This window comes from Niallia taxi (assembly GCF_004005475.1).
In the GTDB taxonomy this organism is placed as follows: Bacteria; Bacillota; Bacilli; order Bacillales; family Cytobacillaceae; genus Niallia; species Niallia taxi.
The window spans coordinates 22,322-43,396 of sequence record NZ_RZTZ01000018.1 but is presented as its reverse complement, the minus strand read 5'-3'; the positions used below and the strand labels follow the sequence as shown (position 1 = coordinate 43,396).

General features: G+C 32.4%; 15 protein-coding genes and 2 pseudogenes. 4 read left to right on the top strand and 13 right to left on the bottom strand.

What is annotated here, in order from left to right:
• Positions 1 to 235: 235 nt before the first annotated feature.
• The 4 genes and pseudogenes from EM808_RS29705 to EM808_RS25080 all read right to left on the bottom strand — a co-directional run bounded on the left by EM808_RS29705 (position 236) and on the right by EM808_RS25080 (position 3,730).
• Positions 236 to 781 (bottom strand): CBO0543 family protein, encoded by a 546-nt coding sequence (locus tag EM808_RS29705; RefSeq protein WP_328590391.1) that lies wholly within the window; start codon positions 779 to 781, stop codon positions 236 to 238.
• Between the two features lie 575 nt (positions 782 to 1,356).
• A pseudogene (locus EM808_RS29285) lies at positions 1,357 to 2,060 on the bottom strand (transposase); the annotation flags it as partial.
• 575 nt (positions 2,061 to 2,635) lie between these two features.
• Complete coding sequence (locus EM808_RS25085; protein WP_127742023.1) at positions 2,636 to 2,938, bottom strand: hypothetical protein; 303 nt, start codon at positions 2,936 to 2,938, stop codon at positions 2,636 to 2,638.
• Between the two features lie 168 nt (positions 2,939 to 3,106).
• Positions 3,107 to 3,730: an SMI1/KNR4 family protein gene (locus EM808_RS25080; RefSeq protein WP_127742021.1), complete on the bottom strand. Its 624-nt coding sequence runs from the start codon at positions 3,728 to 3,730 to the stop codon at positions 3,107 to 3,109.
• Positions 3,731 to 7,041: 3,311 nt separating this feature from the next.
• Here EM808_RS25080 and EM808_RS25070 point away from each other — a divergent pair.
• Together EM808_RS25070 and EM808_RS29700 are read left to right on the top strand one after the other, a co-directional pair.
• The gene (locus EM808_RS25070; RefSeq protein ID WP_127742019.1) at positions 7,042 to 7,881 is read left to right on the top strand and encodes an STAS domain-containing protein; all 840 of its coding nucleotides are present in this window, start codon (positions 7,042 to 7,044) and stop codon (positions 7,879 to 7,881) included.
• Between the two features lie 225 nt (positions 7,882 to 8,106).
• The gene (locus EM808_RS29700; protein WP_412973760.1) at positions 8,107 to 8,205 is read left to right on the top strand and encodes a hypothetical protein; all 99 of its coding nucleotides are present in this window, start codon (positions 8,107 to 8,109) and stop codon (positions 8,203 to 8,205) included.
• Positions 8,206 to 9,231: 1,026 nt separating this feature from the next.
• Here EM808_RS29700 and EM808_RS25065 read toward each other — a convergent pair.
• From EM808_RS25065 to EM808_RS29280, 5 genes and pseudogenes are all read right to left on the bottom strand, one after another.
• Positions 9,232 to 10,614: a sugar porter family MFS transporter gene (locus EM808_RS25065; RefSeq protein WP_127742017.1), complete on the bottom strand. Its 1,383-nt coding sequence runs from the start codon at positions 10,612 to 10,614 to the stop codon at positions 9,232 to 9,234.
• Positions 10,615 to 11,133: 519 nt separating this feature from the next.
• The gene (locus EM808_RS29610) at positions 11,134 to 11,259 is read right to left on the bottom strand and encodes a hypothetical protein (protein WP_268926533.1); all 126 of its coding nucleotides are present in this window, start codon (positions 11,257 to 11,259) and stop codon (positions 11,134 to 11,136) included.
• Between the two features lie 227 nt (positions 11,260 to 11,486).
• Positions 11,487 to 11,645: a hypothetical protein gene (locus tag EM808_RS29975; protein ID WP_459564312.1), complete on the bottom strand. Its 159-nt coding sequence runs from the start codon at positions 11,643 to 11,645 to the stop codon at positions 11,487 to 11,489.
• Complete coding sequence (locus EM808_RS25060; protein ID WP_127742015.1) at positions 11,629 to 11,835, bottom strand: hypothetical protein; 207 nt, start codon at positions 11,833 to 11,835, stop codon at positions 11,629 to 11,631. The genes EM808_RS29975 and EM808_RS25060 overlap by 17 nt, the downstream gene beginning before the upstream one ends.
• A 918-nt stretch (positions 11,836 to 12,753) precedes the next feature.
• A pseudogene (locus EM808_RS29280) lies at positions 12,754 to 13,165 on the bottom strand (IS5/IS1182 family transposase); the annotation flags it as partial.
• A gap of 412 nt (positions 13,166 to 13,577) precedes the next feature.
• Between EM808_RS29280 and EM808_RS25050 the strand changes: the two are divergent.
• Together EM808_RS25050 and EM808_RS25045 are read left to right on the top strand one after the other, a co-directional pair.
• Positions 13,578 to 14,216, top strand: a complete 639-nt coding sequence (locus EM808_RS25050; RefSeq protein WP_127742011.1) for a DUF1796 family putative cysteine peptidase — start codon at positions 13,578 to 13,580, stop codon at positions 14,214 to 14,216.
• Positions 14,217 to 14,231: 15 nt separating this feature from the next.
• Positions 14,232 to 14,966, top strand: a complete 735-nt coding sequence (locus tag EM808_RS25045) for a sulfotransferase family 2 domain-containing protein (protein ID WP_127742009.1) — start codon at positions 14,232 to 14,234, stop codon at positions 14,964 to 14,966.
• A gap of 3,353 nt (positions 14,967 to 18,319) precedes the next feature.
• Here the strand turns inward: EM808_RS25045 and EM808_RS28970 are convergent.
• From EM808_RS28970 to EM808_RS25030, 4 genes are all read right to left on the bottom strand, one after another.
• A complete protein-coding gene (locus EM808_RS28970; RefSeq protein WP_412973759.1) occupies positions 18,320 to 18,391 on the bottom strand; it encodes an ATP-binding protein in 72 nt (23 codons plus the stop codon).
• Positions 18,392 to 18,530: 139 nt separating this feature from the next.
• Positions 18,531 to 18,677 (bottom strand): hypothetical protein, encoded by a 147-nt coding sequence (locus EM808_RS28965; protein ID WP_205685899.1) that lies wholly within the window; start codon positions 18,675 to 18,677, stop codon positions 18,531 to 18,533.
• A gap of 374 nt (positions 18,678 to 19,051) precedes the next feature.
• Positions 19,052 to 20,239, bottom strand: a complete 1,188-nt coding sequence (locus EM808_RS25035; protein WP_127742007.1) for a Ger(x)C family spore germination protein — start codon at positions 20,237 to 20,239, stop codon at positions 19,052 to 19,054.
• Positions 20,240 to 20,261: 22 nt separating this feature from the next.
• Positions 20,262 to 20,828 (bottom strand): hypothetical protein, encoded by a 567-nt coding sequence (locus EM808_RS25030; RefSeq protein ID WP_127742005.1) that lies wholly within the window; start codon positions 20,826 to 20,828, stop codon positions 20,262 to 20,264.
• Positions 20,829 to 21,075: the final 247 nt, after the last annotated feature.

The window sequence follows — 21,075 nt, the reverse complement described above, 5'->3', positions numbered from 1 at the left end:
ACCACTTTTCTATTTTAAGGGGTTTCGTAAAATAAGATTTATTAGTTTTTGACAAGATGCCCTTTTTTCCTATCTTGATTGATGGTATTTTTTGACCATTCTTAAACTATTACAAAGTAATGTCATAGTTATTTCTTTTTCCTCAATTTCATTAAATATATTGCCATACAAATATAAATGCTTAATAGAAGAATTAAAAATAATGGAGTAGATAGGGAATCCATACTATCACCGCCTATTTCAATTCATGTAATGATGGATGAAAAAACAATAAGAGAATGATTACAATTGGAATAGATACCAATATACCAACTAAGTGATCCTTATAATGAATTCGTATGATGCTAAATGTAATTAAGTTGAATAATGTAGACCACCAGACGTTCCAATCATTCTCATATATAAATAAACCCTTTTTTTCAAATAGGACTTCAATAAATGAAAAATAGGCAATCCAAACTCCCATATAGATGAATCTCTTCTTCCTCCTTGGATAATATTGAAGATAGATAATTAGCACAACGGGAATTATAAAGAATGAAAACGTGATTTCAATAAGCGTATGATTTAGCCATGGCAGTGTCACAGCCTTATATCTCCATAGTGTATGTTGATAAAAAACAAAGTTGTAAAGTAAATTGCAAATTATATAGAATTGAATAGTGGGATAAAATTCCCTCCATCGGTTCCAGTCTACAAATATTTTAGCGAAAAGAATATAAATACCAACAACTAAAAACAAATACACAGCTAAATTCCCCTTTTTTATTTTTACAAACATTATTCCCATAAAGTCATAATAATAAAATAATGTCCAAAGAGGTGAAGTTTACTCCATTTGCGCGATTTCTGTTTAAATACTTAGAACAACGCTTCAGCGATAACGTTACCATAGGGACATCCCTTTCAACTCAGGGATTCGATGAATCCCAAATGTTTCTAATTCTTCTGAAATTATGTTATTGATCAAACTCTTCTCCTCGAACTGTATGAAACAGCTTTACAGTATGTAAATTACCTTTTATGCTGGCTAATGGTCTATACCCAAGGACTGAATTCTTATTTCGACCAGCACTTTGCCCTATAATTTCAGGGTTGAAAAAAATCGAAAAATAAGCCTACATATTGCCGTTCTTCTCTATAGGAACGTATGTTAAATCACTTACAATTAAAGCTAATGGCTCCTGTTTGTTTAAAACTGCCGACGCGTACAGTAGCTTGGTAGGAGAAGATACATAGGAAGTTGAAGGACGCTACACATTGCTGATACAGAAATGTGTGTGTTATTTCGAATCATTTCTAATTCGCCCCATAATCAGCGTATCTTGCTTTAATTATCATTCTCCATCATTAAGTAATGGTTTTCTTAGAATGTAAATCCATTACGGAAGCTAGGTAACACCATCCGTCTCTTACCGTGTAAATGTAGATGATATCTGCGACCCATTTCTCATTGATTGTGGTGGTAGAGAAGTCTTGATCTAACAGATTCTTGCGTTCCATCACTTTTTTCACGATGGAGTACGGACGGTATTTTTTCTTGGTGATCGAACGGATTTTTGCTTTGGAGTATCCAATGTATTTTCGAGCTCCATTTCGTTCCTTACTCTCTTGATGGATATGTATTATTTTCTGGGTTTTTGCAGGATTTTCAGGTTCACGGGTGGACTCTGTTTTCTGTAAGGAATGGTAATAGATATTTCTTGGAACACCTAATACATCACACATCATTTGAACCGAGTAATATTTTTTTGTTCCTCCATAAAATCGGTAAGCTCTGTATCGGTTATTTTTTCGCAAATTTGGCCATCCTTTTTTAAGATTCCAATCTCTTGTTTTAAACGAAGGTTCTCTTTTTGGATGGCAGCCAGCTCTTTAGGCATAAGGAATTCCTCTCCCGTTCCAATAGGAGTAAAATCCTTAATCCATTTATAAATAGTCACTTCAGAAACGCCATATTCGTTGCTTAGTTCTTTCACAGAGGTACCGGAATGATATAAATCCACTACTGTTTTTTTGAAATCTTCATTGTATTTTTTGCTTGTGTTATTACGTTCCATACGGACACATCCTTCCATAAATTAGATTGTAAGGACTTAACTAAATGGTGTCCATAAAACTATACTAACTCCAAATGTTAACAGTTTTGTTTGTAAATTTAATACCCTTTTCTTTTAAAATATCTCTCACCTTTGAAAGTCTGCGATTGAATAATCAATATATACTTCCTCTTTATTTAAGAAAAGCACTTTCATCACCTATATCTTTTATATCTTTTATTTTTTCAAAATATTATTTTTCCTCAAATATTTAACGCATCATACATAATAATCCTTACCCTTTATCACATAAGTACTTCTATACCAAAAGCATTAACCTTCTTGGAACAATGCCATGAAGATTTAAGTGTATTGCATTGAATCACACACTTGTACTTTTCTTTTCTTCTTTCTGCATACATATATCTCAGAATCTAATTCTAACCCACTATCACATCCAAAAGACCTTTAGGTCTCTTTTCGCTCAGGTTACGGTTATAAATGTTCTCCCTTTTGAAGCTTTAATTTCAAAAAAGTATTTTTCATCATTTTTTAGATAATCTAAGTGTACACTTTCTCTAGGTACTATTTTAAATTCATCTAATACAACATTCCCATATATATCTTTTACCCTTAAAAATCATCTCTCCTACACTATTTACACTATTAGTAATATTCGTATCCCAGAAAAAGCTATTGAAAGTAAAGACATTTTCATTATCAAAACTTATACTTTCCCAACTTGCTTTATTATTTCTTGATTCAACAAAAGATGTAACCATTGGAAAGAATAATTGATGCACAGAGCTTACGGCTAGAATAATTAGATAACATGTGACTATGATTAATGTGAAAACAAGAATAATAGTGGAAGAAAAAACAGTTTTTCTTAAAATCATTACATTAATCTCCTCCTTATTAATTCACTTTGTTATTCTTACTTCTACAGTTTAGGTTACAATTCCTCCCACCACAAAACTGCAATTTTTCTAACACAAACAAGATTTCGCTTATTACAGGAGCTGCCACTTTAGTACAATAAGTTCAAATTCAACACAAAGAAACTTTTATTTCATAACTCTGAGCTCTATTTTAATATTCTCCAATTTTCCAACTAATTTGTTTGCTAATCCATATGGAAATCCCTTTACTATTATAAAAGGGAGGTTCTTTGAACCCTTTAGTAAGTCGGCTGCTGCAATATCTAGTCTAAAATATCTTTTAATTTTTAATAGATCCTTTAATCCACCATCAATAGTGTCTATTAAAACTACTTCACAATTTTTAGACCAGTTGACATCATCTTCAGTTTCATCTAAATTAATTAAGAATCCACTTTGAACCCATTGAGTAAAATCTGAAGTAAGCAAATGGGCATGTTCGTGAACCTTATCCCCACCAGGAACTATTAAAACCCTTGTCTCATTATCACCTTGGTGCATAAGAAATACTCTTCCACCGCCATCGTCACCAATAGCAATATAACCCTGTGCAAATACTTGTATATCCCAAGTTTCATTTCTCTCCATTATATCTTGTGTACCATAAATTAATATTCTCCCATTAACAGACAAACCATTATTATCTCTTAGTAAATCCTTATAAGAATTAGGTAATCTTAACTTCATCTTCTCCTCAACAATTGTTATTTCCCTTTCACTTGCTGGAGGCATTAACATCCAATCATTCATGCTTTAAATCCTCTTTCATTAGATATTTTTCTATCTAATTATTCGTTGTTTTTATTAAACAATCCTTCCTTAATAAAGAAACATTTCTCTCTTAAATAATACACGTTGGAAATGGACGTTAAACCTTCTTAGTTTGGATTCAAGAAATAATAAAAATGAGTCTAATCCCTTATATATAAGCGATTAGACTTATTCACTACCAGATTAATTAAGCGATAATAAGATTTTTATGCTCTCTTCCGATATCCAACAATCATTTTCTCAGTGCAACTTGACAAGTGCAGTTAAGTTACTCATTTGTTGAAAAATATGTGATTAACTAATTCTAGCTGTTTTAAGAAATTCTATTTCCTTTTCGAATGTATTACAAATATAGGAAATTTCAAATAAAGGTATATTATGTTACTAGGCATAAATCCGTTTAATTCGTCATTCTTTACTTGAAACTCATATTGTTAGACTCCACCAAACTCATCTACAGCCTTATAATACTGTTCACCTTGACACTTAATAAGACATTTAATGCTGTTTTCTGAACCGAGAACTTCAAAATCATAACCCAACAAGTTCTTTTTCCCTACAACATATAAGTCTTAAAACGAAACTTCAACTCTATATGCTACATTATGTCCTCTCAGTATTTTTATAGTTCGCCATTGTAATGATGAAATGAAATGTTATGCCAGTCACAACAAGTATCACAATACTATCATTTTTTGCTCTACTCCGTATGCAACAATTTTTATTTCAAGATCTGATGATTTATATTGATATTCCTTACCCACAAATAGCAACGACATTTATATAGTTTAAATACTTTACAAATTTTTTTATTCTTCTAAACCACCGATTACGTTTCAATAAGCAATGATCTATTGAATTTATTATATACTATCCCTTCTTATCACTTTTACAGACAAATTGTTTTGTTTCTGGGCCACTATCCCACCGGCAGGAAGCTTGCATGGTTCGATTCCTAGTTGCGTACGGTTTACTAGGTCTTTGAATAAAGAAGAACCACCCGCAAACTGTACCCTACAAGAAGGGAGAATTCTATTGATAAAAAAAGAACTTGTTGATGGTGGTATGAGAAGTCCAACAAGATTAACATACTTATACCCGCTTGAATGGGGTCCTTTTATTATTGATTCAATCTGAATTCTTAAATTGAATTACGGAAATCACAACAATTTCTACACCTTATAGTGAAATAATAAAAGTTGTTTTTCCATAATTAAAGGAAACACTCAATCTTAATTTAAAAAGGTAATTATTCTTTACAAAAGATAGCTCCCCTTTTTATGTTTTATTTTCAGATTTAATAAACTTCAAATGCCACTTCATAAACAATAATGCAAAGAGGTAGTAAGGTACTGAGAACCATAACTTCCAACCTGAGTAATTGATAAAATTAAAATGAACTAACATATATTCAAATAAACAAGAATACAATAGCCATCCAAATAGATATATTATAAATTGTATTCTTTTATGTGGTAAAAAATTTAGATATATAATTCCATAAGAGGCTGAAAGAGTCCATTCAATAAAGTGTACACTGAGTTGGACTTTACCTCCGTTCAAACTATATAGATTAAAAACCAAATCTAAAACAACATCTGAACTTAAATTTATCATTGCTATTACAAACCAAGAAATATAGATTTCTACTTTAGTTAAACGCTTTGGCATTAACGAAATAATAATTAGGTTTATAAACAGTGCAAAATAGGGTAATATCAGCCACAAAATTAAACACCAACCCTTTCGTTATTGTACGTAATATTATTACCAACTCGAACGATTATATTACAAAATTATATGTTCATTATCCCTTCTTTAACTGCCTCAATAAACAAACACTCATCTCTTATGCTATCCAACTTGTTTGATTTTATAGATTTAGTTAGAACGAAAAAAGATCACAGTCATGCTGTTTACAAAGAAATTGAGTACAGATTCAAAAGTTGGATAAATAGGTATTGTACGAACCAATGGATGTCCACAAACTTATGGGAATTTACCCACCCAAGTCTCACAAAGCCTTCGCTCGATTTAAAGTTTCTCATACTTTCGAGGAGCTGAAGGAGCTCCTCAATTTCCTGTAAGAAGTTAAAGGTAAAACTGGATTCAGCACCCTGTAGTATTAGAATCAACAGGACACTATCATTCCTCTGTTGTACACCATTTGGACAATCGACATTATTTATTTATAATCGTAAATCATTAATCTCGTATCGAACAAAGAGGGTTTAAAGTTTTAGAAAAGTGAAAACTGACCCAATTGAAGCCAGTTATCTATGCGAGCTGTATTTCAAAGAGGACCTAAAGCCTTATAAAAAAGTGACATTTAACTCTTAAACCTGCGAAATCAGACAAGACAACACGAGAATGTCACAGGTATATTCTTATTTTAGATTAAGTTTCCCCTGAATATAGAGGGATTTTGGAGATTAACATTCGATCGTTTCTTTGAAGACATTTTCAGAATATCCATCTTCTAAGGATATATTACGGCTAGTGAGGAACAGTTAGCTACTACAATCAATGTTTTATGGGAATTCCGTTCTCTACACTGTAAAAGAAACTGAAGAATATACTAAATCAAGTCAATTAGGAGTTGTTAAAAAAATCGCGGCAACGATTAAACACGAGGTTGGTAAAATAGACGGTGTACAAGTCCCAAAAATTTGTCCATTTGCGGACATTGATCCTAGTGTCTTTGTATCACGTAAATTAAGAACTTCATAAAACCGTATTACTTAACGCTGTTCAAGTAGACTGCGTCGCGCTTTATATATGGCAGTCAACGCAGCCAAACGTGACAAGCGTAAATCTGGGAGTGTTAACTACTCCTTCCCCGAAACAAGAGATTAAGAGAATATATCACTTTTATTCTAAATTTCAGTTCAATTATTCCCCTTTCCATAGACTAAATAGTATAATCAATGCTAGTTACTTGAGAATATGTAAAATAAAATGGACTTTTAAAAGAAGGAAATATCATATTGAATATATTAGATCTCCTAAAATAATAATACTTTATTTATGCAATGAATGAAGGGATCTGCTTAAATCTTTCCTAAAATTTGTTTATTATTATTATTAAGTTAAATCAACGTAATGAATAATTGAAAATCACAAAAACATAAAGCGTACATACACATTCATATCCATTCAAGAGTAATTAATCTTATTAAAATTAAAAATAGTTCTCTTAAAGGAACGTTCAAATCGTTTTCTAGATTAAAATGAGATTTTAACAAAATTATTACTTTCTAAAAAATTTACCAATAAAGGATTGATAAGAAATGGATTCAAATAAATTATATACCTTTTTCCTTGATAAGACTTGGGATCTAACAGAAGATTGGTATGCCAATGTTAGTAAGAATGATAGTTCGGGCGTTTATGCTTCTAGTGAACCGGAAGTTATTAAAACAGTAAAACAACAAAACTATGAATTTCATTTACATTTTGCAGAGATTTTCAACCAAGACAGAGAAACCTACGTACAAGAATTTGAACAATGGGTTTTAAAAGTTGCTCAAGACGAGGAACATAGTAGTACACCAATTCAATTTATTATTAGGGAATTCCATAGCACTCAGAAACAATACCTTGATTTAGTGAACGATTATCTAGAAAACAATTCAAGTAAATATACTTTAAAGGATATTCATTCCTTATATAACTTAGTAGTGGAGACAATGAGTCAGGTAATTGAATGGTTTACCATCGAGTATAATAAAAATGCTGAAAATAGACTATTTTCCCAGCAAGAATTAATTTTGGAGTTAAGTACGCCAGTAATTACATTAAATAATAAAGTAGCATTGCTACCATTAGTAGGAGAAATTGATACTGCTAGGGCTAAAATTTTACTTGAAAGAACATTAGAAGAATGTAGTCGATTAAGAACAGAACATTTACTTTTAGATTTTTCTGGCGTTGTAGTTATTGATACAATGGTCGCACACCAAATCTTCCAATTATTAGATGCGCTATCACTAATTGGAGTGAAAACTCACCTTTCAGGTATAAGACCTGAAGTGGCCCAAACTGCCATTCAACTTGGTTTAAAGTTTAAAGATATCTCTATCACTTCTTCTCTTGCTCATGCTATTAATAGACTTGAATATATTGATTAAAGAATGTTTTCTATGGAATTATGACTAAGAGTAAAATCTGATTCACAAATTTTATAGCATTTTGAACGATAAGCTGACCTGGAGAGACCCAGATAATTGAGACAAGGAATAAACAACCTGAATCGGATTAATACATGATTTTAGGAGGGGGGTTCTATGGGCACGAGAGTTATCCAGAAGAAGTAAGATAGGAAGCTGGTAGACTAAAGCAGCTGGTTTGCAAAAATAAATCACTACATGAAATACTATAACAACTATCAATACCAGTGGAATTTAAAAAAGATGGTTCTTATACAGTATAGGAACCATCTTAAAGCTGCTTAATTTCTTTTTTTATTGTGTCATTACATAGGGGCTAGTTTAGGACAAAAATTCATTTTCCTTTTTTACAGCAACCTATAGTTGAATCGCTATATTAAATTTTTGGTAAACAAGATTATGTAAAACGGAGACAATCTCCCAAAATATGTTTTAATGGTAGTTGACACACTTATATGCTTCCATATACAAACTGAATACATACAATCATGGTATTACATAGGATTTCCAACAATTCGACCTTCGCTGTACATAAGAAACTTTTTATATGAAAATCGTTACGAACTTAATCTATTCTTCCTTTTAGAAGCTAAGCTAAATTAAACCAATATTGGCCTGTTGGCTCCATTACACAGGAATCTTTTATTTGATTAATCTAATTAATAAATGTCATAAATCCTTCTTGGGTATTATTAAAAAAGCAAGTAGAACCTAAACCATATGCTTTTATAATCCTGCTCTTTAATCACTATGATTTTAGGTGTAATTTATGTTATGAGTTTGGTTATAGTTCACGATTATTCCCCGAGTAGATATGTCCCTTTTAGCGGCCCACTCATGATTTTTCTTAACATGTGCAAAATACGTGCAGTTAAAACTCCGCCTTTTTGAGTCCAACAATCTATAGAGGCTTAAGACATCCTTGCTATTGAGAGATCTTCCAGATGCCATAATCTATATCTAACTTCCTACGCTGCTTACCGATATTTAACGGTCACTTTCTTCCATCTTTGAATATTAAGCCAATGGAATATCACTATTTAAAAAGCAAGGCACTTTTGAATATATTTATGCAAAGAAAGTGCCTTTTTTTTATATGTTTATAATTTCATTTGTTTAAAAAGCCTAAATATTGAATTCAGTTTCGCGAAAATATGGTTGTTACCTGAATTTTAGATCATTTATACATCATAAAGTTCCCCGACCGTTAAAAGCCATACAATTAATTTAATAAAGCACTATTCTTTATATCATTCAAATATCTGTAAAAACTAGAACTAAGTTGAGCCTACCCCTGCTAGCCATCCCAGTTCAAGCGCTTTGTTTATTTTCTCCAATTTTTTCAATTTCCTCTAAACTGCAGCCACGAGTTTCTGGAACTCTTATCCGGATAAAGATAACTCCAAGTAAACAAATAACACCAAAGATTGCAAAAACTGCTTCTTGAGGCATGGAATCGGTCATAATTGGAAATAGCAATCCAACTAAGAATGAACCAATCCAGTTAAAGGATGAAGCTAATCCAGACGCACGTCCACGAATTGTTAACGGAAAAACTTCCCCAACGATAACCCAAGTTAAAGGAGCCCAAGTGAATGAGTAAAGTGCTACATAGATACTTAAGAAAACAACCATCATCATTGGATTTGCATTAGGAATTAATACATTCATTATTGCAGGTAAAATAAAGGAGAGTCCCATAACTGTTCCACCAATTGTTAATAAAGTACGTCGATTAAATTTATCAGCAATCATTAGGAATATTAATGAACCTACCACAAGAATAATTCCCTGAATAATTGGCCACATTAACGCTGAACTAGCTGCATGTCCTGTTGCATTTTCTACAATTAAAGGGATGTAATAAAAAATGGCATTAGCGCCCTGAAATTGTTGGAAAGCTGCAACACCCACACCGGCAATTAATAAATAACGGTATTTATTACTTAAGAGTGTTCCCCATGATGTTTTTTGGTTTAGCTTCCTTTCCTCTCTGGCGGCTTCAAATATTTGTTTGATTTCCGAATCAATTTCTCCTTTGTCAGAGCGAATATAGCCTAAGACCTTACGAGCTTCATCAAGTTTATTGTTCTTTATTAAAAAACGTGGAGATTCAGGTAATTTTAACATACCAACATATAAGATTATAGCAGGTATGGCAGCCATACCAAGCATTAATCTCCATGCCAGTGTTCCCGACAAATCTTTCAATATAAAGTCAACAATGTAAGATAGCAACATACCAGAAACGATCATTGTTTGATTAATTCCTGACAAACGACCACGCATACGTGCAGGCGCCATTTCCGACATATAGGCTGGAACTAAAGCAGAGGAAGCCCCTACAGCCAAGCCTAATAATATCCGAGCAATGATTAAAAAAATGACACCATTATGAGGAGCTATTCCTGATAAAATAGATCCAACAATAAAAATTAAAGCAGATATTAAAATCATTCTGCGCCGACCTAGACGATCAGAAAGTTGTCCGGCCAATGCACCTCCAAAAATCGCTCCAAGCATCACCGAAGAAGTAATCCAGCCAATTGTACCTGCATTGTTCTCAAGACTCCAATCTTGTTGAAGAAAAGGTAGGGCACCGGTCATAACCCCAATATCATAACCAAATAGAATTCCCGCAAATGCCCCAAAAAAATAAATGAAGCCACTTGAAATTTTCTTTTCATTAACCATTAAGATTCTCTCCTCAAAAGTTCATTTCTGTTTATAGTTTTTGGAGCTTTCCACAATTTACAGTTTGAATAGTTTAAACGCTTCCTATTTATTGTGAAAAAATAGATGGTAATGCGTAATAAAGTCTGGTGTTGAGTCAAACACATCATCCCCTGCTTTTCCGTCGAGTACTTAACGAGCTGGTCTTCTCGATTACCAATACCTAATGGAGATACAACGACTTTCGTTTTTCACTTGCAAAAGATGGAACTACTTCAAGCATATACTAATGAAAAATTGATTCTTGACCAGTTTATGTAATCTTTCATAAAATCATTTGATTGGTTATGGCTCATACTTTCAGTAAGCGATCGAGTACTGCAGTTTCTAATGCCTTTCCCATGCGAAGTTATTTCATTGTTTCATAGCACTTGGACAGCAAAACTAGGAGCTGTTTCGGTCAATGTAAATTTTTTAAGTTAAATGAAAAGCCCAATAGTCAACTCACTATTATTAAGGAAGCGCTATATATTAAATTCCTTAGCTTCCTTGGATTTTTATAATCTTTTCCCAATCTTCCTGGCTGTATGTCCCATAATCAAATTCATACAGGTCTGCATATTCTGGAAAGAAGTCTATAATATCTTCGTCTTTAACAGTATTCACTTATCCAACCTAAGTCACCATTATAGTAGCCAAGTCCATTTTCCAACCAAATTGAATTTGTGCTCCCATTTTATCCCCTCAGACTCACCAAAATTAAACATGTTATTACCAAAACGAGCAACCATGATATTGAGGATTTCGTTATATAGCTGAAATTTTCATCCACTCTATAATTTGTTTGTGTACTGCAGGACGCTCTCGATTTCCTATATTATTTTCTTTTTTTTTTACAACTGGGCAATGGTAAAACCATATTCACGGTCATCACTAGCGGAATGATTCAGGTTCATAGAAGTCCATATCAATTCTTGAACAAGGGGTAAATCCCTTAAATTGTGTGTCTCTAAATGATACAATAGTTTAATAAATTTATTTTCCAAATCCACATTTTAAAAGATGAGAATGTATCATAAAAGTGATGATACTAGCTATTTCGTCAAGATAGGTTACCTCTATCCTGATGCTTTTAACTCTATCTGCACTTATAGCTAAATCTTGCGATACTTGCGGGTAAGTTAGATAACCGCTTTCATTTTTGGTATCTGTCATACCTTGAACGTTTGCTTTAATTTCCATTAAAGCTTATTCACTATAAAGATACTTTGAACCTACGACAAACCAAAATACTATTTTCCTGTTCTATCTTAGTAACCTCTTTTCATTCGTTTAATAATTTTATAGTTTACCAGCTAAGCGAAATAGACACTGATTGGTTCCGCTTCCATTTTTTAATTCATCAATTGAATAATTTACTCGTTACAACCTCTTGACCTATTGCCTGAAAAATTCAAAAATCCTAGAAAGAGAAAAAATGTGTTAGAGCGGTTGTTCGCAGGAAACAGAAATTCCGTTTGGTGTTATTACCAGATCAATTTAAGGATATGCAGATGAAAGTTCCTTCTCTAACATTTCCAACTTAGCTTTTTGAGGACAAAAAGGAACTCTGATTTTTGTTGTTCCTATTCTAATCCTAGTGATATTGTTTTTATTATAAATTGCTTATTTCAGGTCTAATTGGTTGTTTTCAAATAAATCCTCCTCTGTCTGCTATTAAAAAATCTTGTAAAAAAAAGGTACCTCCAACTCTTTTTGAGATTATTAACAATTTAAGTATATTATTCATACGTACATACGTCAACATCACTCAACATTTGTACTAACAAGTTAAAAGGATTTTTCCTTCCAAATATCTGTTTCACTCGACATTTCTATCCTCGAAAAAATAAAACAAACGCTAATCAAATAGGATATTCAAAAAACGAGGATTTTTTCACCTTCTATTCTCATCTGTGATGAAATTCATCCGTACAAATATAACAAATTAGAAATTGAACAACTTTGAAAAAAGTAAAAAAAAGAATGCCAGAGAGTAAATTCTTTCTGGCGATACATGATAGGAGAACATCCCCCACCGGGAACTAAGATACAAATTAAGTATAATGAAGCTCTTACACTGTTCGAAAGGCTTTAAAGCTTTCAAATGAAGTATTTTCAAGGCATGACAAAGGCATCTGTAAAACTATTGTATTTCATTGCCGTCGTGCAATAATCGAGATAACAGAAAGTTTCCTGTTTGTTATCTCTAGACATAATGCCAAAATTAGGGTCTGTGGTACTTTTACAAATTTGCCTAGTTTTCTGTTACCTCCTCTCTATCTTTTAAAGCTTTTTCCCATGTGACTTTCGGTCTTTTTCAATTGTTCGGTTGAGTTCATCTACATATTCTCTAGTTTCCACTTCTACTTCTTGACGAGTAAATTTATGTTTATTGGCGCTTGGCTTCCAAGTGGGTAGAGTCTGTGAGAAGAACATTTCCACCGGCCATCTTATGATTCGTGGCTTGAAGAACGTTATCATCAAAAATTTCTTAGAAAAGGTCGATACCTTTAAAATGAGTTCGTCGATTGTGTCCATGAAACTACACTAACTCCAAGTACTTTTTATTTCTTCTTGTTGATCTTTATTTATTTTTTTACATATTAAAGTATTAGAACGTAGATCCTCGTCGTATAAGATACTAACAAGTAATTGTTTACCCATTAATTGAGGAAACTTATTTACTTCAAGTACATTTCTTCAAAATTTTTTAGAAATGCTACAGGCGTGAAACAACTTAGTATGTTCTTACATTGCAATTCATGGAAGGATGTGACCGTTATAACTTATAATTATTTTTATTGTCCATAATTGAAAAAAGTAAACTCTTATCATGTACACTTTTCGTTGAAAATCATTAAATATAGTAAGCTTCATGTAAAATTCCTTGAGTCCAACTTCTCTGTAGTTGGACTCCAAATATAGATTCAAGGGGAAATTTTATGAAAATAAATGAAATTAAAGGTGCATACAATGCGATATATAGTCTCGGAGAAAATTGTATACCCGCTTTAAAACTAAGAAAGTTTAACTTGCGGGAATTTGCAGGTCCTTTAGATTGGGTTGGTTCTCCAAATCTACCAAAGGTAACTAACCTATTAAGAACAAACTTTTCAAATTTTCTCATCTCCGACCATTTAATAGTTCCACAGTATGCATCTGATGAAGATCTTCTTGTAGTTGATACCGTTAATCACATATCGTTTAATCATGATTTTAAAACTCATGAGAATACACTGAACCACCTTCCAAGCTTACCACAAGTACAAGCAAAGTATGAAAAGCGTATTAATCATTTTATTGAAACACAATCCAATTCAGAACGTTTATTATTTATACGAACAGAAGCTAATATAAAAGATACTTTAGAATTAGAAAATATATTATCCCAATTAGTAAAATATAACTTTTGTATTCTTATTGTTAACCATTCTAAAGTAACAGAAATAGTAGAACTAGATTGGAAAATCAAAAATGTATGCGCAATCGAAATGCCAAATGAGGAAATTTGGGAGGGTAATGATTTACTATGGGAGCGTATTTTTCAAGGTATAACATTAATTTCAGATAAATTTAATTGAAAAAGTAGGGACAGTATGAGCCAAAAGAATCAGAACCTAACAATTTTTCTCCATATACCCAAAACTGGAGGTACAACACTTAATTCAGTATTTACTCGTCAATATACAGTAAAAGAATTCCATAATCATGATTTATTTGATCGGAAGATCATTCCTTTATCCGAATTAGATAAGGAGCATAAAAAAAGAATTAATGCCATTTCTGGACATCATTTTTATGGTATACATGAACATTTCAATAAGCCCTATCGTTATTTTACAATGCTTCGTCATCCTGTCGACCGTGTTCTGTCTCTTTATTATTATTTAAAGGAGAACGACTATCCTGGATACGAATGGATGAAGGAAATGACTCTGGAAGAATTTGTAGAAGCAACTCCTGAAGCACAAAATAATCAAACTACTCTTCTGTGTGGATACCCCATAAATCCAGATGTGAATATAGCAAAAGAAAGAATAATGTCATTTGATATGGTCGGAATAACAGAATTGTTTAATGAGTCACTATATTTGTTTAAAAAAACTTTCAAATGGCACAATATACAATATAGAAAAATGAATATGACTAAATCTAGATTAACAAAAGAAGTATTACCTGAAGAAACCTTAAGGCTCATTGAAAAATATAACGAAATGGATATAGAAGTTTATGATTACGCAAAAAAATTACTTTTAAATAAACTGGACAATCTCTCCATAAAAGAAAAACGAACACTTCAACAATTAATAGAAAAACAAAAAAATCTATAAAAATAAATAGGCCTTACTCGCAGAGTAAGGCCTTACCTCCATACTTTTCATTCTTTGGTAATCGGCACTATCGTTGGGGTATAGCTCAGTTAGTGCATTTACTTTTTTAAGAAACCATTCATATTCACTAATTATTTTAATACTTTATACTTTTTTCAATTTTGTACAGTTATATAAACATGCAATTCATCACAACACCACTTTCTAATGATAATTTCATTAAGAGATATAACAGTAATTTAAAAAGTACTACTCAGAAAGGAAGTAAAAGATGAATTGAAAAAAATAAATCCTATTTATAGCTAGTATAACTTCTTATACATACTTTTTTAAATAAACACCATTGCTAAATGGACAATAGCCGTGCATTATTATTTCACAATGCATACTCTATTAATGTGATGTGGAAGTCACAAACCCTTCTGTCTAAGAGTAGTGGGGCATCCGTACTCTCATAAAACCTCCTCATTAAGGGGTGTGCCATTAAAAGGCGCACCCTGTTTCGTTCCTAAAGTAATTTTTATATGGATTGTCTACACTTATCTGGACAGAAAAATAAGCTCATGTTCACTTGACCTAAAACTGATCAGAAGATGCAATTATGACAAAACGAGAACGTAGCACATTCACGCCCGATATTAAAAAGCAAATTGGTTTAGCTAAATCAGAACGAAAAAATCGAAACGAACTATTATTGATGAATATGATCTGACTCCATAATATCTTGACCTGTGGATCAACCAGGATAAAACCTCCGGTCTTTTAAAGAGAAAGACAACTGTTCTCCTGAACAGCGGAAGCTTTTAGAACTTCGCAAGGAATTAAAACAGCTAAGAATGGAGAAGGATATTTTTAAGGCGCACTGATCATGATGATGCAAGTAAATGTTATTTACAGAAATAAAGACAAATATCGGTATCAGCAATGTGCAGCGTCCTACAAATAAATCCACGTTGTAAGTGGTTTTATGAGGCTAAAGAACGTCAGTCAGATGACGACGTAACAGCCACTGTCATATAGTTTTTCAAACAATGCCTATGTATGTAGTATGGTAAGATTAAAGTCGAGCTACTGCACAAGCATGGATTAACGGTTTTTAGAAGTCGAATTGGCCGTAACATGAAGGAGTAAGGGCTTGTTTCTTCCTATACAGTAGTACATTTTAAGCCATAGAAAACTTCCTCTAATGAATCAGCACAGGCGAACGAATCGAAACACAAGTTTCAGCAGACAGTCGTCAAAAAAGTAGTCGTCAGTGATTTAACATAAGTTAAAGTCAAAAATAAATGGCATTACGTATACGTATGTATCTTGTGGATTTCTTTAATCGTGAGATCATGGGCTTTAGCAGCAGGAAATGCGGACCCTGTCGCACGAGTTTTTTCTTCCATTCTAATTGATCTGCTGGATTATCAGCTCCTCCACACAAACCATGACAATCTATAAAACCAACTCATCGACAAAACCGGTTGCGTCCTTCCAGAATTGGATACTCTTTAAGCAGGAAGGCTGTCCGTGTGATAACGCCGTGGCGAAAGCAACGTTTAAAATCATAAAAAAGGGTTTATTAGCCAAATAAAATTTGATAGTTTATAACATCTAACGCTTGGATTCAGTGACTATGTTGAGCTGCGATTTCATGGCACACTAGGTTACGTAAGACCAATTTACTAAAACGATTATCCCTTAAAAAAGCTGTTTGATTAAATGTTGACAAGCAATACTCCTCTCTTTATGGAAAAAAGCCTTCCCAAAGTTTTATGAGAAGGCAAAATAAAACAAGCTTAAAAGGGGAAGATTACATTAATATTATATGCAGGCTTTAAAAATTAGTACTATCTATGTACATACTTAAATAATAAAACAGAGACAACTCCGTCCAAATTGTCTCTGTTAAACCCCTCCCCTCACTTATTGAAAAAAGGGAAAAGTTGTCTATATATATTATGGTTATTTTATTAGTTATGCTACATAAAATTACAAGCAAATTTTAAACATAGAAAAACCCATCTCAATGAGGTTAGGTTTTCTTGTAAATCAATATCAGTTTGGACAACCTTTATAAGGCTTGTTTCCTTGGATTTAATGATGTAAAGTTTACTTAGGTATCGGAATTCGAATCAAATATATTAAGCCAATGAACGTAATCATTCTGTTATAATGCGAGGTGCTCCAGTAAAGGTGTATGCTCCATTTTTTGGATTTTTTTCATACTTTACGTATCACTTCAGCAACAACTATATCATTGGGAAATTCCTTCTTACTCTAAGATCAATGTTTCTTTCTAAAGCCTTAAAAATTAGATTATAATCAAACTCTTTCCCTAGGTAAATAAAGGAAAACCTTCAAGTTATGTAAATTACATATGTCCGTCAACGTGCTTTATATTCAAGATCAGCCTTCTTAATTGGACCAGCAGTATATCCAATAACTACCCCATGATTGATTAAATTGACGGTGCAACTCACTTTATAGGCACTTCATTACTGGTTTGATTATTTTGCTGTATTGTGACACCGTATAATTAGAAAGTACATCTAGTTAATTCGACTGAATCGACAACGTGCAACGAGCCCTTTTTGTTCTTTTACTTTACTCTACTTTAAATTTATTGTGGATCATGTTTACTACGACTTCCCTTATAATGCGGGATTTAAAAACTTCACTTTTTCTCTGTCGTCATGAGTTTTCTTTTCAAACACATTGGCTTGGCAATAGTAAAGTACATTTGGGAATATGAGTTCATTACACACTGCTGATACGTGTTATTTTGACTCACATATACCTTCTTCCCATAATCAATGCAGCTTGCTTAATGAGGATGGTGATTTTTATATTCTTGACAGATATCTGAACGACTTTCTATTTTTACATAGCTTAATTAAATTCTTCTGTAAAAGATCTGAGTTGACATAGTACGAAACGTAGTTTACTAGCCCAATATTTCTGTCAACTTAGTGTAGCTGTTTCACTTTTTATAACTATTTGCGCAAGTTTTGAATAAGAGTATCTTCAAAAAACGATTACAAAAATAATCTTGTATAAGCTAAAATAAAATTATATATTGGCAAATATTTATCTAAGCATTCAGCTTATTCAAAATACTTGTGACCGTCAAGTAGAATGACACAATTTCTGCTGATTAATTTGAATCACTTTGTTCACCAAATATCGTTTTTCGATGTTTCATTCTCCAACTGTCTTCATTTAAATGAATAATTTCTACTCGATGGAAAATCTGATCAAATCGGCTTCTCTGATTCCTTTCATTCTTGTTTTGGATTCCTCGTTTTTCCCTCTATTTTTAATGCCTGAATAAGATCTCCCATAGTTGTAAAAATCACTTTATATCCCTAGCTTAAAGCCTCGATTCCCAGTCCTATCGAAAGATGGGTCTTACCTACTCCTGGCGGTCCTAGGAAAATGATATTTATATAGCTACTCCATCCATGTTAAGTCCCTTTTAACTGGTTTAACTTAGTACTGCTTAAGGACACTTTCGCTCATTCACGTCTATTCATCCTCCGCATTATGCCTTTACAGTTGCTTTTCATCTCTGCGTTTTTATTCAAACGCTACTACATCTAGTAGAAACTGAGAAAAGGCCAAGTCATTTTTCTCAGCTTCTCTTAGTAATTTATGTAATCGATTAGCTGTCTCAGCTAACCGAAGGGACCTCAATAAATCTTGAACTTCCTGGTGTTGATTCATCTTTGAGCCTTCCTCCAAAAAGACTGTATAGGCATCTACATTTCTTTTTTGTGCTTCCATTTCCATAACCCAGCCGGATATGCTGTTTAATGGTGAAACAAGACCAGCGCTGTCGTTCGCTGTATCATGAACTTGTTGTTGTCGCTTAAGGTATAGAATGATATCGCTAAAATCTGTTGCACTGTATAGGTTTCTCTTTTTACATTCTTGTAGGGCTGTTGTTAAAATCTGTTAATTATTCAACGATAATAGATTGCAGGGGACTTTGAAGTTCCTGCATTTCTTTATGCGTTATCAGCCATATAACACAGCTTAATAATTAGACACCTTTTTTTTAAAATGAGTAGATAAAATAAAAAGTTACTTCGCTTTGCTCACTTAATTATATATCTTTCCTTCCTTATTCCACTTCTTTTTACATCACTGTAGAAGTCTATATGTATCTTAGAATCAACAAAGTGGTTCTCCCAATCATTTTTATATTTCTTGAAGACTTTATAATTTTGGTCCTTTAAATGCTCACCAAACCCAAAAATATCTGCTCTATAATCTTCTTTCATTTTAAAAACTAAGTCAGTCAGATCCTGCTTCATTTTTTTATTAATAGATTTTTCAAAGTTTTTATATGTATCTGGGTTTTCAAGATTTGTAATACACTCTGTTCCTTGTACATATCCCTCTGCCCTAACTTTTATCCGAAAAGATGGAACTCCATCTTCTTCTTTTGCACTCACTTTTGTATTAGAACGGGTAATACGTAATCCGTATTTTTTATTTTCCTTACCACAATTAGCTGTTATAACTGTATTTTTTATTTTATTTTGAAGAAACAGCATTCCTCTAATTTCCTCCAGTGATAAAAAAGCGATTAGTTTTCCATTTTTTAAAATCCCAAGTGAATCTATAGTAACTTTATTATCACTAGATACTTGCTTCATATTTTTTACATTCCCGCCCTTCTTTGAATCACCAATTAGACGCATAGCTGCAAGTACTGGAACTTGCCCGTCAGAAGTAAAAACGTGGACAAAATCTTTTAATTTAATATTAGGAGCTCCTCCCCATTCTTCATGCATCGTCATTAATTGAGAATATATTTTTAAAGCAGAGCTTTTCTTATCTGTACTAACAATTTTTATTAAATCTGCTGCGTCCCCCCCTTTTGCGATTACAATATTAAAATCATTTCGTATCTCTCTATTACGATACAAAAAGTCCATAAAACTTATTAGTCCTTCTTCTGCTATTTCTTCGCTTATAATCAACAGTCGCATGTGGGAATATATATATCGGGTTGCACTTGATATACTAACCTTATGAGTAAGTTCTCCTATTGTATTCCCTTCTAATGATTGGATATAGGATGGAGCATATCCTTGTGCGGTTTTTCTATTCATTTCAGTTGCTGTTGTTGTTTCAATAGTTAATTTATACTTTTGATTTTCCCCTTTATCTACTGCCATTCCTGTCACAATAGATACCTCAGTTATTTCACTTCTATCCCAACAACCGGTTAAAGTAATAATTAAACATATAATTATCATTAATTTAAATACTTTCATTTATTTCCCCTCAATATGTAGACTAAGAGTTAACCTTAATTCTCATTTTTAATACTGCTTTTGTTAACCAGTAAGAGATAAATGCTATCGCTAAATCCAAAAAAAAGAGATAAAAGAGATTCATTCCTTTCCTTAATTCCACAAATGCAAAATACTTCTCAATAGAAGCAAATCCAAATGCATATAAACAACTTATTATCACTGCATAAAAGTAGAAATTTTTATTGTTATTAGAACAGTATTGGTATATCAATAAAAATCCAACGGGCAAAACAGATGCAGTTATATTCAATGAAACAGGCAAAAAAGGTGTCAAATAGTATTGGTGAATAAAGTAACCGTTTCGGTTAAGTGCTAAATCCATATATGTCCAAAGCATATGTATGGTATAACCAAAGAAAAATAATTCAAATACATTTTTACGGTTTACTGTAGAGATCAATAGCACCAAGGGAATTACTAACAATGAAATAACTATCCAAAATTGCCAAGTTTCATAGTTAGAATATTGACTCCAATATGAAGAATATAATGAATTTAATTCCATATTTTCTTCATATATTCTTTCCCAGTACTCTTTTTTATCCATAAATAACCACCTCATTGTTATCTTTTCCAAATACTACTTGGTTATGTAATAGATAATCTTGTTTTTGTTTGGAAGATAAAATAAGTCTCATTTTAAGGGAGGCGCATATGACTAAAACTTTCTAAAGAAATGATATTTTTAACAAAAGCATATTGCAAAACTAATGTCTCATTGAAAAATAAAAAAGCATCTATCAATAATTTTAAGATAAATACTTTCAGTCATTGTTAACGTTGAGTTATGATTT